Origin of the sequence: Pelomonas dachongensis (assembly GCF_043555865.1) — a bacterium.
GTDB classification, from domain to species: domain Bacteria; phylum Pseudomonadota; class Gammaproteobacteria; order Burkholderiales; family Burkholderiaceae_C; genus Pelomonas; species Pelomonas dachongensis.
The window spans coordinates 57,025-71,245 of the sequence record NZ_JBIGHY010000006.1; the positions used below are offsets into that span (position 1 = coordinate 57,025).

The window sequence follows — 14,221 nt, forward strand, 5'->3', positions numbered from 1 at the left end:
GCGCGAACACATGGGCCTCGACGGGCCTCGACGTCCAGATGGTGCTGCTGCGCCGCGACGATGAGGTTGAGCGCGTACTGGATGGGAACGATGGGGGCGTGCAGTGCGTAGGCCAGGAACACCGGACACTTCGGCAGGCCGTGCGGCTGGCTGGCGATGCCGATGGGCCAGGCGTCGTAGAAGGCCTGCTTCTCGGGCGGCGGGAAGTCGGGCTTGCCGGGCGGGCAGTGGTCTTGGCTCCGCGGCGCTGTGCGGGCGCAACTCGCCCCATGCGGCGCCGACCGCGCCCCGCCGGCTGCGGCGCCGCGCTCCTCGCCACCCGTGTGCTTTCGGCCGCCGCCGTGAGCGTGCTGCCCAGCCCGCGCTTAACGGCGAGATCAGCCCGCAAGTTCACCGCGCTGCGAGCCTCAATTGGTGGCGAGTAAGAGCGGTTCGTCCCGGCGCACGATGTTGAAGCTCGGTGCTGTGCCAGCCGACCCCATTTCACTCATCGCTTGTACCAGCTGGGTGGCGCTGGATTGCGTCGGGCTGGGAACTGCCAGTTCGCCCTCGGTATCGAGGATCGCCTCGACACTGAAGTTCGAGGACGTGCGGGGCTGGTAGTAAAGAGGCGGCGGCTCGAAATCCCACCAGTTGCCCGCATGCTTCCAATGCCAACTAAATACCGCTTCAGCACCAATAGCAGAGACGGGATAGTCCGACAGGTCATAGTATTCATCAATGTAGAGCTCGCCATTGACGAAAACCGTCAGCCTGTTGATCGGGTCGGGCCCGGGTGCATACCGCTTGTGCGACCATGGCTCATGGGCGGGCACCGCGCCGACGTCGCGGATAACGCCATCGATGTAAACGCGATAGTCCCATGGTGCGGGATATTCAGAGTCATCTTGCTCGTCGAGTGCCAGGACGTCAGCGCTTGGAAAATAGTCGGTCTCGAAAGGGTCGGCCATTGCAAGCATGATCTCTCGGGGAAGGTACTTGAATTCCGCTGTTATTTGAGCTCTGTAGGGGCTGTCCGGGTCACGCGATCCATTCAGCATCAGCCCGGACTTGTCTACGTCCATCGATTCGCGGAGTCCGCCTGCGAGCGCTCCGATTGCTCCATCTACTGAATCGATAAAACTCTCGACGGTGCCTGGGATCAACTCGTTGAGCATTGCGGTCAAGTCTTCCCCCAGTGCGTTGACAATCGGAACGTCGAGTCCCAGGCTTTCCTGGATGTAGTACTGTGAAAAGTAGTTTCTCGCCTCCAGTTGCGACAAACCATCCATGAAGCCCGACAGATTGTCGCTGTCAATGGCATTGTTGAAGCTTGCGGAGTCAAACTCCGCTCCCTGACCGAAAAAACCACTGGCCATCAGCGATGTGCCGAGCTGCCCCATCAGTGTGGAGGTCACAGCCTCTTGCACCGTCATGCCAGCTCGAACCATGTTCGCAAGCGATGGCACAGAAATGGTGTATTCGTCCGCTGAAATCACTTCCGAGCCGAAGTCGCTGAAATTTAGGTTCAGCGCGGCGCCGGCCATCAGCGGCGCTAGTCCTTCGTAAGCCGCGATTTCACGAACATCGGCTTCGGTCAGGTTTGCTACACGGTCCATGGCCTGAGTGATGTCCTCCTCCTCGTAGCGATCCTGGAAATAACTGCTCGTAAGCGGGTTCGTCGCCGAAGGGGCGGGCATGCTGATCATTTTTCGAGGGCCGGTGTCCACACGCCATTCTCTCTTCTGGATCCCTGTCTCAATATCTTCAACCACCGTCCCATTGCGGGCGACCTGGAATTCTTCTGTATAGAGTGTTGCGAGCGCGTTCGGGTTGAACTTGAGCTGGTCGGGCACGGCGCCCAGTGCCGTCCCCAAGTTCTGGAAATAGCCCGTTATTCCTTCCAGCACCGCAGCAGAGGTGCCATTGAGGTCGTAGCCGCCGCCAATGCCGCAATGGTTCCCACGCATCCACATAGCGGTGACTCGTGGATCGTTGCTGAAGTCCATTGGCCGAAAATCGGTGCGTGTTTCGTCGATCGCATAGGCCACGAGGACTGAGGTTGTAACGTTTGGCGGGATGCCACGACTTTCATCAACTAAACGATTGACAGGGTCCATCATCGCGAACCCCCCGGAAATTTTTATGCTCCCTGGTTGTGCTAGGACGGTACCGTCGGCATTAGTTATGCCTCTGTCGTTGATCATCCATGCAAACTCAAGGCCAGCCGGACAACCGCGACTGAAGCAAGTGATGGAAGCCGTTATGTCCTCTGGCTTAAAGTCACTTTTGTTATTTAGATTTTCGTAATAGTTGCGAACGTTTTGTTTAAAGGAATCGAACGCCTTCTCGGCTATCGTGGTGATAGCTTTGGTTGGGCGGATTGAAGCTTGCAGAAATCCGCCTTCATCCCCCCCGTTCCGACGCCTTTGAAGTAGCCAAGCCTTAGTGTCTGATTTGTTGCTGTTGCTGCATCCACTTGATCGGCGAGGTTTGCGACATTTGTTTTAAGTTCTCCTGCCGGGATATTGTTTCTGTCGTTATTGGTCCCGTAGAAGGCTGCGACATAGTTGAATTTTGCCGTAGTTGCAGTGCCGGCGCCAACTGCGGACAACGGACATTGCGTTCCGTGCTTGTACGACGCCCTGCATTTCGGCTGTCGTAAGAGTGCCTGTGGTGCTCTTCCCCATTATTTCCTCTCCTGAGTTTTAAGATCGTTGTTGGGGTAAATTTCATAGGTCACTTGGTGGCGGGAGCGCCATGTTCTTAGTGGTGCCTGTGGGAGATTTGTGGTTATTTTTTTTGGTGTTACTAGATAGACATAAAGTTGTCGCCCGTCGAGCACGAAAGTTACTTCATGGTCTTTCATGTTGTATGGTAGGCGTCCGCGCAGATCGACCCGTTCTTCAACGATCTCGTTTGTGGATCTAATGCGCCATTTGACATAGAGAAAGCTTGCTGTTGGCATCGGGGACCACACTAGTCCTGCGCACCCGAGGCCGGTTTCATTTTGTGATTTTTTATGCAGTGATGGTATTTCGTCGCCGTAGCTATATTCAAGAAGTGCAACTTTCTCTCCCCACCCGTCATACCACATGTCGCAAGAGAAGCCTTGCGCCACTTGGCTCGGGCTGCTTGCGCATCCCGCCACCACCGAAATTAACAAAATCCAGATGGAGTTTCTTAGCGTTGAAAATAATGATCGAATCGTCATTTATCTCTCCTTCATGCTCTCGTTCAAATGCCGCTGAACCGGACTCAGCAGGTAGTCCGTAATCCGCCGCTTGCCGGTCATGATTTCAGCGGTGATAGTCATCCCCGGCACCAGCCTGACGCGTCTGCCCTCCACGCTGATGCCAGACTCCCCAGCACCAAACCCACCGGAAAAATTGCGCCGCGCTTCTCGTCCTGCACTGCGTCGGCCGCTGTGCTGCTCACCGTGGCCTGCACCGTGCCGTAGCGCGTGTACGGGAAGGTCTCCAGCTTGACCGTCGCGCTCTGCCCGGGTTGCACAAAGCCGATGTCCTTGTTCTCCAGCACCACCTCGGCCATGATCGCGCCGTCGTCGGGCACCAGCACCAGCAGCAGCTGGGCGGGCGTGACCACGCCGCCCGAGGTGTGGACGGCCAGCTGCTGCACCGTGCCGGCCACGGGTGCGGTCAGCCGGGTCAGCGCATTGCGCTTGTCGGCCTTCGTGGCTTCCTCGGCCAGCTGACGTGACTTGAGCCCGGCCTGCGTCTCGCGGTCCTTCAGGCCGCGCAGCGTCTCGGCGCGGTAGGCGTTCAAGCCCTGCTCCGTTTCCGTCAGCGCGGCCTTGGCTTCCTGCAGTCGGGCCTGGGCCATGGCCAGGTCGCGCTCCATCTCGATGCGCTCGCGCGTGCGGTCCTGGCCGGCATGGCTGGTGACAAAGCCCTGCTCCATGAGCGACCGGAAGTCCTTCTCGCGCGCCTGCGCCAGCGGCAGCGTCGTTTGCAGCTTTCCCACGAACTGCTCTGCGGTCGCGATCTCGGCCTGGCGCCGGGCGGCCTCGGCCGCGAACTTGGCCAGCCTGGCGTTGATGTCGGCCCATTCGTTTTGCAGCTGCGTCTGGATGCTGGCATGGTCGGTCGCGCCCAAGGCCTGCAAAGGCGAGGCGGCCAGGTTGGGTACGCCGCCCCGGGCCAGCGCGGTCAGCAGCGCCTGGCTCCGCAGCGCCTCTGAGCTTGCGGCGCTGCGCTCCTCGCCCACCCGCGCGCTGTCGGCCGCCGTGAGCGTGCCGTCCAGTTCCACCAGCAGGTCGCCCGCCTTCACCTTGTCGCCGTCCCTCACATGGATGGCCTTGACGACGCTGGTCTCCAGCGGCTGAATCGTCTTGCTCCGCTGGCTGACGAGGAGGCGGCCCTGCGCCACGGCGACGATGTCGATGTGGCCGAGGCAGGCCCACAGCAGCGCGATCGTGAAGAAGCTGCAGATGGCGAGGATGGCCCGGCGGGGGGCGGGGTGCGGCGGGGTCTCCTGCAGTGCGATGGACGCTGGCAAGAAGGCTTGTTCGTCCTGCATGCGCCGGGCGCCGGCCAGTTCGTCACGGCGGTCCCAGGCGGCCTCGAAGATGGTGCGGTAGCGGGCCAGCAGCTCGATCGCCGGGTGGCGCGGTACTTCGCCGGCTGTAGGCCGTTGGGGTGGGGTCATGGTGGTCATGCCGTCACCTCGTACCCCGCCTGCATGCGCGACAGGTGCGCATAGAGCCCGCTCGTCTTGGCCAGCAACTCGTCGTGGCTGCCCATTTCCACAATGCGCCCTTTGTCCATCGCAATGATGCGGTTTGCATGCCGCACTGCGCTCAGCCGGTGGGCAATGATGAAGACCGTGCGGCCTCGGCAGATGGCGCGCATGTTCTTCTGGATGATGGCTTCGCTCTCGTAGTCCAGCGCGCTGGTGGCCTCGTCGAAGATCAGGATGCGGGGCTGGCTGAACAGTGCCCGGGCGATGGCGATTCGCTGGCGCTGGCCGCCGGAGAGGCTGCTGCCCTGCTCGCCGACGGTGGTGTCGTAGCCCTGCGGCAGCTCGGTGATGAACTCGTGGGCGCCTGCCAGCCTGGCGGCCTGCATCACGGCCTCCAGCGGCGCGGCCGGGTCAGCGATGGCGATGTTCTCGCGCACGCTGCGGTTGAAGAGCATGTTCTCCTGCAGCACCACGCCCACCTGGCGGCGCAGCTGGGCGGCGTCGATGAGCGCTACATCGTGCCCGTCCACTATCACGCGCCCGTTCTCGGGCACGTACAAGCGCTGGATCAGCTTGGTCAACGTGCTCTTGCCCGAGCCGCTGCGACCGACGATGCCGATGACCTCGCCGGGCTTCACGTCCAGGCGCACGCTGTGCAGCACGGGCTGTGCGTCTGGGCGGTAGCGGAAGGTCAGGTTGTCCAGCGTCACCCGACCTTGCAGGCGGGGCAAGGGGCTGACGCTTTGCGGCGGCAGCTCGGTGCGGGTGTTCAGGATGTCGCCCAGCCGCTCCATGGACAGGCCGGTTTGCTGGAAGTCCGTCCACATCTGCGCGATGCGCATGATGGGCTGCGCCACTCGACCGGCAAACATATTGAACGCGATGAACATGCCGACGGTCAGCTCGCTGTCTATCACAAGCTGCGCGCCGTACCAGAGGGTGGCCGCGTTGACGACCTTGCCGATGAGGTTGATGCCCTCGTGGCCGTACTGAGCCAGTGTCTGCGTGCGCAGCGACGCACTGACGTAGGCTGCCAACTGTTCGTCCTAGCGGCGCGCCATCTGGGCTCCAGCGCGCTGGCCTTGACGGTCTGGATGCCGGTGACGGTTTCCACCAGCAGCGACTGGTTCTCGGCGCCTCGCGCGAACTTCTCCTTCAGCCGGCCACGCAGCACCGGCACGAGGGTCAGGCTGAGGATGAGGTACAGCGGCAGCGAGGCCAGCACGATAAGGGTCAGCGGCACGCTGTACGCAAACATCACCGCGATGAAGATTACCGAGAACAGCACGTCCAGCACCAGCGTCAATGCATTGCCGGTCAGGAACTGGCGGATGTTCTCCAGCTCCCGCACGCGGGCCACCGAGTCGCCCACACGCCGAGCCTGAAAATAGGCCAGCGGCAGGTTCAACAGGTGGCGGAACAGCCGGGCGCCCAGCTCTACATCGATGCGGCTTGTGGTGTGGCTGAGGACAAAGGTGCGCAGCACGGTCAGCACACTCTCGAACAGCATGATCACTACGAGGCCCATGACGATGACGTCGAGCGTGGTGACGCCCCGGTGCACCAGCACCTTGTCCATCACCACCTGGAAGAACAGCGGCGAGACCAGCGCGAATAGCTGGAGGAACAACGACACCAACAGCACCTCGCCCAGCAGCTTGCGGTGCTTGACGATGCTGGGGACGAACCAGGAGAAGTCGAACTTAGCGAGCGAGCCGGTCAGTGACGCTCGGCTCGTGACGAGGATGAGCTCGCCGCTCCACTGGGTGGCAAACCTCTCCAGCGGCTCGATGGTGGGGCGGGCGGCCTGATTGCCGTCAGCCGCGCCGCTGGCCGGGTCCATGAACAGCACGCGCTGGCCGTCGCATTGCGCCAGTACCACCTGCCGGCCGTCGTTCAAGCGGGCGAGTGCCGGCAGGGGAGCCAGCGTCAGCCGCTCGGGTGTGCTGCGTGACACCTTGGCCTTAAGGCCGATGCGCTGGGCGGCCAGCAGCAGGTCCTGCTGGCTGACCACAGCGGTGTCGCCCAGGCCCAGCTCATGACGCAGCGACTGCGGCTCCGCGGCGATGTGGTGCAGCCGGGCGACGACGCACAGCGCCTGCAGCGCGCAAGGGCGCTGCTGAGGTTCCGCCTGATCTGGTTGCGCGTCGCCAGGCGTACCTCCGCCTTGGTCGCTGCGTTGGACGTGGGTCCGCACTCGCTGTCTCCCCCTGATGCCGTGCCTGCTGATGCGTGGCCGACGTTTCACTTGTTATGGGCCGGGGAAATCTAGTCGATGCGCGGCGTCGCCGCATAACTCCAGCTTGTGCGCGCGTTAGGGGTTTCGAGAGGGGGGCAATCAATCAAGGATTTGATCGATTGCCGGGTGGCCAAGGCCTCAGCCTGTCGGTCATCCACCGCGCCGCCAGGGCCGGCCACTGGTCGTGCGTGCCGTCGAGCCCGCGCAGCGCAAAGCCGTGCTCGGCTTGCGGGAACACATGGGCCTCGACGTCCAGCTGGTGCTGCTGCGCCGCGACCATGAGGTTGAGCGCATGCTGCACCGGCACGATCGGATCGTGCAGCGCATAGGCCAGGAACACCGGGCACTTCGGCAGGCCTTGCGGCTCAGCCGCGATGCCGATGGGCCAGGCGTCGTAGAAGGCCTGCTTCTCGGGCGGCGGGAAGTCGGGCTTGCCCACCGGGAACTTGTGGTTGCGGTGGTTGGCGTTGATCGGTGCGTAGGCGATGACGGCACCGGCGCATTCACGCTGGCAGGACATCACGCCGGCCAGGTGGCCGCCCGAGGACAGACCCACGTGCAGCAGCGGCAGCGGCGGCAGCGTGGCGACGTGGTTCAGCGCCCTCAGGCCGTCCTGCAGCGCGATGTCGAACGCGTTGCCGTCCTGCCCCGGCAGGCGGTGCACCAGCACATAGGCATCCAGCCCCAGCGTGTTGAGCCACTGCGCGATCTCCACGCCCTCCTTGTCGTGCATCAGCTGCAGGTAGCCGCCGCCCGCGTAGACGAGCGCGCGGCCCCGCGCCGGCGTGGGCGACAGATAGGCGTGTAGCTCGGCGCGGGTAGGGCGGCGGCAGATGCGGTCGGGCGATTCGCCGTCAAACGCGTTGGGCGCGCCTTCGGTCAATGCAATCACGTCAGTCATCGCTGCGTCTCCTTCAGCGGCGGGCCGAAGTCCGGCATGCCGTCGGCGGTGAAATTCAATGGCTGCACGCGCGTGGCGCGGCCGGTGTCCTTCAACGGGTCGCCGACGATGTCCCGGTAGTTGCGGGCGTGGAAGACGTTCAGCACCGTGCCGTCGGGCTCGATGAGGAAGCTGTTGTGACCAGGGCCGAACTGACTGTTCTCAGCGCTGGTGCTGAACACCGGGCCGGGCGACTTGCGCCAGCTCTCGGGCGCAAGCAGGTCGGCTTTCTCGTCGGCCCACAGCAGGCCGAGGCAGTACTCGGCGCCGGTGCCGGCCGCGGAGTAGGTCATGAAGACACGACCGCCGTGGATGAGCACGGCCGGCGCCTCGTTGACCTGGTGACGCACCTTCTCCCAGGCGTACTCGGGCTGCGTGAGCCGCACCTGCGGGCCTTCCAGTTCGGTCGGGCTCTTCATGCGCGACAGATAGATGTTGGTGCTGTGGTTCTTGCTGGCCGGGTCGTTCTGCGCCCAGGCCATGTAGCGCTTGCCGCGGTGCTCGAAGACGGTGGCGTCCAGAGTGAAGCTTTCCCACGCGGTCTTGATCTGGCCGCGTTCGTTCCATGTGCCCTGCATGGGGTCTGCCGACGTGTTCTCCAGCGTCCACATGCGGATCTTCCACGGCTCCTTGGCTTCGCCGGCGCTGAAGTGGATGTACCAGCGGCCGTCCAGGAAGGCCAGCTCCGGTGCCCAGATGTGGCGGCTCATGGGGCCGCTGTCGTGCTTGCGCCAGACGACCTTGGCCTCGGCCGTGGCCAGGCCCGCGATGGACTTGGCGCGGCGCAGCTCCAGGCGGTCGTACTCCGGCACCGTGGCCATCAGGTAGTACCAGTCGCCGTGGCGCAGGATCTGCGGGTCGGCGCGCTGCGGGATCAGCGGGTTGGGCCAGGGCAGTGGTGCCTGGGCGGGCGCGGCGGGGGCTTGGGCCAGCGCAGGCAGCGCCGGGGCCAGCAGGGTGGCAGCGATCAGGCTGCGCCGGGTCAATGCGTTAGGAGTCATGAACTTTCAAATGCGTTGCAGCGCGCCGTTGCGGCGCTCGAATCGGGCGGTCTGGCCGGCCGCGAGCTTCAGCGGCAGTTTGCCGCCGGGCCAGCGCAGCTCGGTACTGCCGCCATTTTTGCCGCTGGTGATCCTCAGCGCCTGCAGCTCGCCGCCCTGCCAGCTGAAGGCCAGCTCGAAGCCGCCACGCGCACACAGGCCGCTGATACTGCCTGCCGGCCAGGCCTTGGGCAGCGCCGGCAGCAGCTGGATGCGGCCGCGGTGCGACTGCAGCAGCATCTCGGCGATGCCGGCCGCGCCGCCGAAGTTGCCGTCGATCTGGAACGGCGGGTGGGCGTCGAACAGGTTGGGGTAGCTGCGGCTGGGGTGCAGCAGGCGGTTCAGCGTGGCGTAGGCGTGCTCGCCGTCTTTCAGCCGCGCCCACAGGTTGATGCGCCAGCCGATGCCCCAGCCGGTGGTGTCGTCGCCGCGGCGATCCATCACGTTGCGCGCGGCGGCGGCGAAGGCGGGTGTGTCCTCGGGCGTGATCTGCGCCGACGGGTACATCGCGTACAGGTGCGACACATGGCGGTGCTGCAGCTCGGGCGCCTCCATGTCCCAGTCCTCCATCCACTCCTGCAACTGGCCGGCCTTGCCGATGCGGTCGGGCGGCAGGCGGTCGCGCATGGCCAGGCAGTCTCGCGCGAAGGGGCGGTCGGTACGCAGCTCGCGCGCGGCCTCGGCGCAGTAGGCGAACAGGTCGCGCAGCAACTGGCTGTCCATCGCCGGGCCGGCACAGACGGAGGAGCCGTGCGGGTGGCTGTTCTCGGGTGACACGCTGGGGCTGGTGACCATGTAGCTGCTCTTGGGGTCCTTCACCAGAGTGGCGAGCTGGAACTCGGCGGCGCCTTTCATCAGCGGGTACAGGCGCTTGAGCACGGCGGCGTCGCGGCGGAACAGCCAGCTCTCCCACAGCGTGTTCACCAGCCACACGCCGCCCATGGGCCACAGGCCCCACTTGGCGCCGTCGGTGGGCGCCGCGACGCGCCAGCCGTCGGTGTTGTGGAAGGTTACCCAGCCCGGTGCATCGAACATCGCGCGTGCCACCTTGGCGCCGCTGACGGCCAGGTCTTCCACCATCGCGAACAGCGGCTCCACCGTCTCGCCGATGTTGCACAGCTCGGCGGGCCAGTAGTTCATCTCCGTGTTGATATTGATGGTCCATTTGGACCCCCACGACGGATTGGTCTTTTCGTTCCACAGCCCCTGCAGGTTGGCCGGGAAGCGCGAGCCCGGCCTCGAGCAGGACAGCAGCAGGTAGCGGGCGTACTGCAGGTACAGCGCGGCCAGGCCCGGGTCCTGTCCCTCGGCGAAACGGGCGATGCGCTCATCGGTGGGCAGCTTGCCGTTGGGCCCGGCGCCGAGGTCGATGGCTACGCGCTGGAACAGCTGCTGGTGGTCGGCGCGGTGCGTCTCGCGCAGTGCCTCCGGGCCACGGGCGACGGCTGCAGCCAGGGTCTGCTGGTTGAGTGCAGCGGGATTGGCCGAGATGTCGTCAAAGCGCTTGTAGCCGGTGGCGCCGGCGATGAGGATGAATACCTCGTCCGCACCCTGCACGAACAGGCCGCCGTTGCGAGCCGAGACCTTGCCGCCGCGTGCGATGACCTGCAGCCGGCACTCGAACGGCAGCCGGCCCTCGATGCCGCGCACCGTGGGGCTGATGCCCGCCACCCACAGCGTGTGGTTGCCTTCACCGCCGCTGGTCTTCTGGTGCGGCGCATTCAGCGTGATGTCGGTGGTGATCCACCTGGGCTTGTCGGCTGCCAAGCGCACGACGATGAGCTGGTCGGCCGCCGAGGCATAGACCTCGCGCGTCAGCGTCGCGCTGCCGGCATGGAAGCGCGTGGTGGCAACGGCCTCGTCCAGATCCAGGCTGCGCTCGTAGCCGCGCACGCCGTCCAGGCCGGGAAAGACCAGCAGCAGCTCGGCCAGCGGCTGGTAGGTCATCTGCCCGTTGGGCACGCCCAGCAGCGTCTCGTTGGCCAGCTTCTCGGCATCGGCGTAGCGGCCGGCAAAGATCAGCTCGCGCACCTTGGGCAGGCCTTCGCGGGCCTTCGGGTTGGTCGTGTCGTAGGGGCCGCCGGAAAAGAAGCTGTTCTCGTTGAGCTGCAGCCGCTCCGTATGCGTGCCGCCGAAGACCATCGCACCCAGCCGCCCGTTGCCCACCGGCAGCGCCTGCACCCATTCGTCGGCGGGGCGGCGGTACCAGAGGCGGTGGGGCTGTGGCTTGTCGTCCTCGGCGCTGGCCACGGGCGCGGCGAACAGAGGGGCGAGCGGCGCGCCGAAGCGCAGCAGGCCGGCCTGGGCCGTCTGTTGTTGCAGCCAGTGGCGACGGGTGTGCTTGCTCATGGTTGGCGATAGAACTCGGCTTCGACGATGGACAGGACACCGCGGCCCAGTCGGGCGGCGCCGGTGTCGACGATCTTCTGGTTGGCGACTTCGGTGTTCGTGGTTGCCGCACCTCCCTGTGCGTCGCCAGTCAGCTCGATGGTGACGTTCTGACCGCGCCGGGGTTTCAGCGGCAGCGTGACGTAGCCCAGGCTGCGGTCGGTCAGGCCACGCCAGACTTCCACGCCATCGACGCTGATGCGCAGCGGGTAGCGGCGCTCGCGCCAGCCGCCCAGCTTCAGCGTGATCTCGCTGAGCGTGGCGGGTTCGGCGAGGCGGAACTGTAGGGCGCCTTTGCCCGCCTCGCTGGTCCAGGCGGTGGATTCGTCGTCGTCGAACGCACTGGCTGCGCTGCCGCTGTCGGCCGTGGCGCTGGCCACCGGCACGGCCACGCGGCTGACGGTGAATGACGGCGTGGCGGGCGTAGGACCACGCACGGATTGCGCCGGCACGCCGTCCGCCGGCATGCGACGGGACAGCCCACCGCTGACGGCGACCGGCTGCGAGCGCAGTTCGACGACGGCAGGCGCGAGGCCCTGCGCCTCGACGCGCAATGTGATGGCGCCCGCCTCGGTGGTGCTGCGCACCAGCACGCGGTTCACGCCTCCTTCCACCGGCAGTTCCTTGGCCAGCACGAAGTTGCCCGGCCCCTGCGCAATGCCACCGCGCCATTCGGCTGGGCCGTCCAGCGTGAACTTCACGGTGTCCAGCGCGATGGGGTTGCGCCGGCCTTGCGCATCGACGACTTCCACCTGCACCAGCGCCAGGTCGGCGCCATCGGCCTGCAGGCCTTGCGGGTGGGTCTGCGCGGTCAGCTTCAGCGCGGCGGGGGCGCCGGCGGTGATGCGGACGTCTTCGCAGACCTTGCGGCCGTCCTTGTCCAGCCCGATGGCGCGCAGCTCACCGGGCTCGAAGGCCACGCCGGGGAAGCTGAAGACGAAAGGCGCACTCGCCTCGGCCGCGCCCAGCGGCTTGCCGTTCAGCGTCAGCAGCACGCGCGCTGCGCTGGAGATCACGGTGACCGTCTTGACCGTGCCGGCCGCGTAGTTCCAGTGGCCGATCAGATGCGCTCTGGGCCGTTCCACGTCCACCCAGCCGTCCCACATCACCTGGTGCGCGAAGAAGCCGTCCTTCGGGATGCGCATGGCGTCGACCTCGCCGCTGCGGCGGTAGTTCTCGGCGCCGCGGTGGTGGGTGTTGCTGTCGCTGAAGATGATGTTGACGCCGCCCGACGACACGCGCGTGCCGGTGCCGGGGCGTTCGCGCCAGTAGTCCACCCAGCGGCGCACGTTCTCCAGCGCGTGCGAGTCCTGGTTGTGGTTGTAGCCGGACGCCGGCTGGCCTTTGTACGGCGGGCCGTCGCCGTTCTTGTGGAAGGGTGGGCTCAGCTCGTCCCAGAACTTGCGGGCGCCTTCGTCGCGCGAGTACTCGGTGGCCCACAGCGGGCGGCGCGCGCTCTTGTTGATGTAGAGCATCTCGCCGCCCCACTCGGCCACGTCCTGCAGCGCCTTGGTCAGCATCTCGCGGCTGCCGGCCGCGCGGCCGCCGTGCGGGTCGTAGCGGTCGCGAATGGCCTTGACCTCGGCCATGTGTTCGGCGCTGACGCCCCGGTTGCCTGCCTCGTACATGACGATGCTGGGGCTGTTGCGGAAGTAGATGATGGCGTCGCGCATGGCCTCCATGCGCTGCTCCCAGCGCCGGCCGGTCACGTCAGCCTCGGAGTCCCCGGCGGGCATGGCCTGCATCAGGCCTATGCGGTCCAGCGAGTCCACGTCCTGCTTCCAAGGCGCCGTGTGCATCCAGCGCACGAGGTTGGCGTTGCTGGCCAGCATCTGGCCGTTGCTGTGGTCGCTGAGCCAGGCGGGCACCGACAGTCCGATGGCCGGCCATTCGTTGGACGTGCGCTGCGCGTAGCCCTTGAACTGAATGACGCGGCCGTTGAGCTTGACCATGCCGTTGGCGAACTCGGTCTGGCGAAAGCCCGTGCGCGTGACGACTTTGTCGGTGGGCTTGCCGTTGACGGTCAACGTGGTCTCGACGTCGTACAGCGCGCCGTCCCCCCAGCTCCAGAACTGCAGGCCGTTGACCGGCGCCTTGGCGGTGACGGTGGTGGTGGCGCCAGCGGCAACCGTTTGTACCGGCGCTTTGAAGGTGGCGATGGCCTTGCCCTGCGCGTCACGCAGCGTCACATCGAAACCGAAGCGCTGCGCGGCCTGGTTCTCGTTTCGCACCTGGGCTTCGGCGGTGATGGTGGCGCGGCCGGCCTTGTGGTCGAAGTCCGCCGCGTGCACATAGACGCCGGTGGTGCCGAGATTGGAGAACAGCGGCAGCGTCTGGTAGAGCTTGTCGGTAACGTGCAGCCGCAGGTTCTTGGGCAGGCCGCCGTAGTTGGCGTTGAAGTTGCGGTCGGCCCACTGGTAGCGCTGGTTCGTCGCCTGCTCGCGGTAGTCCCAGCGGTTGTCCGTGCGCACGGCGATGAGGTTGTCGCCGGGCTTCATGACCGCGCTCAGGTCGAAGCCGAAGGCGGTGACGCCGTTTTCGTGCAGGCCCACGCGCTGCCCGTTGACGAACACTTCAGCGGCTTGCCTGGCGCCTTCAAACTCGATGAAGACCTTGCGGTTTGCAACGTCGTTGGGGAGCGTGAAGCGCTTGCGGTACCAGGCGATGCCGGTGCTGTGGTCGACGATGTCCTTGGCGAACGCATCGTCTTCGTTCCAGGCGCGGGGGAGGGTGACGGGCTTCCAGGCTTTGTCGTCGAATGTTGGAGCTTCCGCACCAGTCGCGTCGCCGACGTGCAGGCGCCAGCCCGGGTTGAAGTTGTAGACCTCGCGGGCGGCGTGGGCTTGCGTCGTGGCCAGCAGGGTGGCGATGAGCAGGAGGCGCTTCATGTGTTTGTCTCGTTGTTATGGCTTTGTGGGGAGGCCCAGCGGGGAC

The 14,221-nt window shown here is 65.5% G+C and carries 7 protein-coding genes and 1 pseudogene; all 8 read right to left on the reverse strand.

What is annotated here, in order from left to right:
• Positions 1 to 407 precede the first annotated feature (407 nt).
• On the reverse strand, positions 408 to 2,099 hold the full coding sequence (locus ACG02S_RS16685) for a hypothetical protein (RefSeq protein ID WP_394471606.1): 1,692 nt from the start codon (positions 2,097 to 2,099) through the stop codon (positions 408 to 410).
• Positions 2,100 to 2,668: 569 nt separating this feature from the next.
• Positions 2,669 to 3,193 carry a hypothetical protein gene (locus ACG02S_RS16690; protein ID WP_394471607.1) on the reverse strand — a complete coding sequence of 175 codons (525 nt, stop codon included), beginning with the start codon at positions 3,191 to 3,193 and terminating at the stop codon, positions 2,669 to 2,671.
• A 98-nt stretch (positions 3,194 to 3,291) separates the two neighbouring features.
• The gene (locus tag ACG02S_RS16695; RefSeq protein ID WP_394471608.1) at positions 3,292 to 4,656 is read right to left on the reverse strand and encodes an HlyD family type I secretion periplasmic adaptor subunit; all 1,365 of its coding nucleotides are present in this window, start codon (positions 4,654 to 4,656) and stop codon (positions 3,292 to 3,294) included.
• A pseudogene (locus ACG02S_RS16700) lies at positions 4,653 to 6,784 on the reverse strand (type I secretion system permease/ATPase). Before ACG02S_RS16700 ends, ACG02S_RS16695 begins: the two are co-directional and overlap by 4 nt.
• A gap of 238 nt (positions 6,785 to 7,022) precedes the next feature.
• A complete protein-coding gene (locus ACG02S_RS16705; protein WP_394471609.1) occupies positions 7,023 to 7,820 on the reverse strand; it encodes an alpha/beta hydrolase family protein in 798 nt (265 codons plus the stop codon).
• On the reverse strand, positions 7,817 to 8,860 hold the full coding sequence (locus tag ACG02S_RS16710) for a glycoside hydrolase family 43 protein (protein WP_394471610.1): 1,044 nt from the start codon (positions 8,858 to 8,860) through the stop codon (positions 7,817 to 7,819). The genes ACG02S_RS16705 and ACG02S_RS16710 overlap by 4 nt, the downstream gene beginning before the upstream one ends.
• A gap of 6 nt (positions 8,861 to 8,866) precedes the next feature.
• Positions 8,867 to 11,248 (reverse strand): glycoside hydrolase family 95 protein, encoded by a 2,382-nt coding sequence (locus tag ACG02S_RS16715; protein WP_394471611.1) that lies wholly within the window; start codon positions 11,246 to 11,248, stop codon positions 8,867 to 8,869.
• The gene (locus tag ACG02S_RS16720; protein ID WP_394471612.1) at positions 11,245 to 14,175 is read right to left on the reverse strand and encodes a DUF4982 domain-containing protein; all 2,931 of its coding nucleotides are present in this window, start codon (positions 14,173 to 14,175) and stop codon (positions 11,245 to 11,247) included. The genes ACG02S_RS16715 and ACG02S_RS16720 overlap by 4 nt, the downstream gene beginning before the upstream one ends.
• Positions 14,176 to 14,221: the final 46 nt, after the last annotated feature.

Coding starts and splice junctions, on each gene's coding strand:
- ACG02S_RS16685 (WP_394471606.1), bottom strand. CDS start 2,099: ATGGACCCTGTCAATCGTTTAGTTGATGAAAGTCGTGGCATCCCGCCA.
- ACG02S_RS16690 (WP_394471607.1), bottom strand. CDS start 3,193: ATGACGATTCGATCATTATTTTCAACGCTAAGAAACTCCATCTGGATT.
- ACG02S_RS16695 (WP_394471608.1), bottom strand. CDS start 4,656: ATGACCACCATGACCCCACCCCAACGGCCTACAGCCGGCGAAGTACCG.
- ACG02S_RS16705 (WP_394471609.1), bottom strand. CDS start 7,820: ATGACTGACGTGATTGCATTGACCGAAGGCGCGCCCAACGCGTTTGAC.
- ACG02S_RS16710 (WP_394471610.1), bottom strand. CDS start 8,860: ATGACTCCTAACGCATTGACCCGGCGCAGCCTGATCGCTGCCACCCTG.
- ACG02S_RS16715 (WP_394471611.1), bottom strand. CDS start 11,248: ATGAGCAAGCACACCCGTCGCCACTGGCTGCAACAACAGACGGCCCAG.
- ACG02S_RS16720 (WP_394471612.1), bottom strand. CDS start 14,175: ATGAAGCGCCTCCTGCTCATCGCCACCCTGCTGGCCACGACGCAAGCC.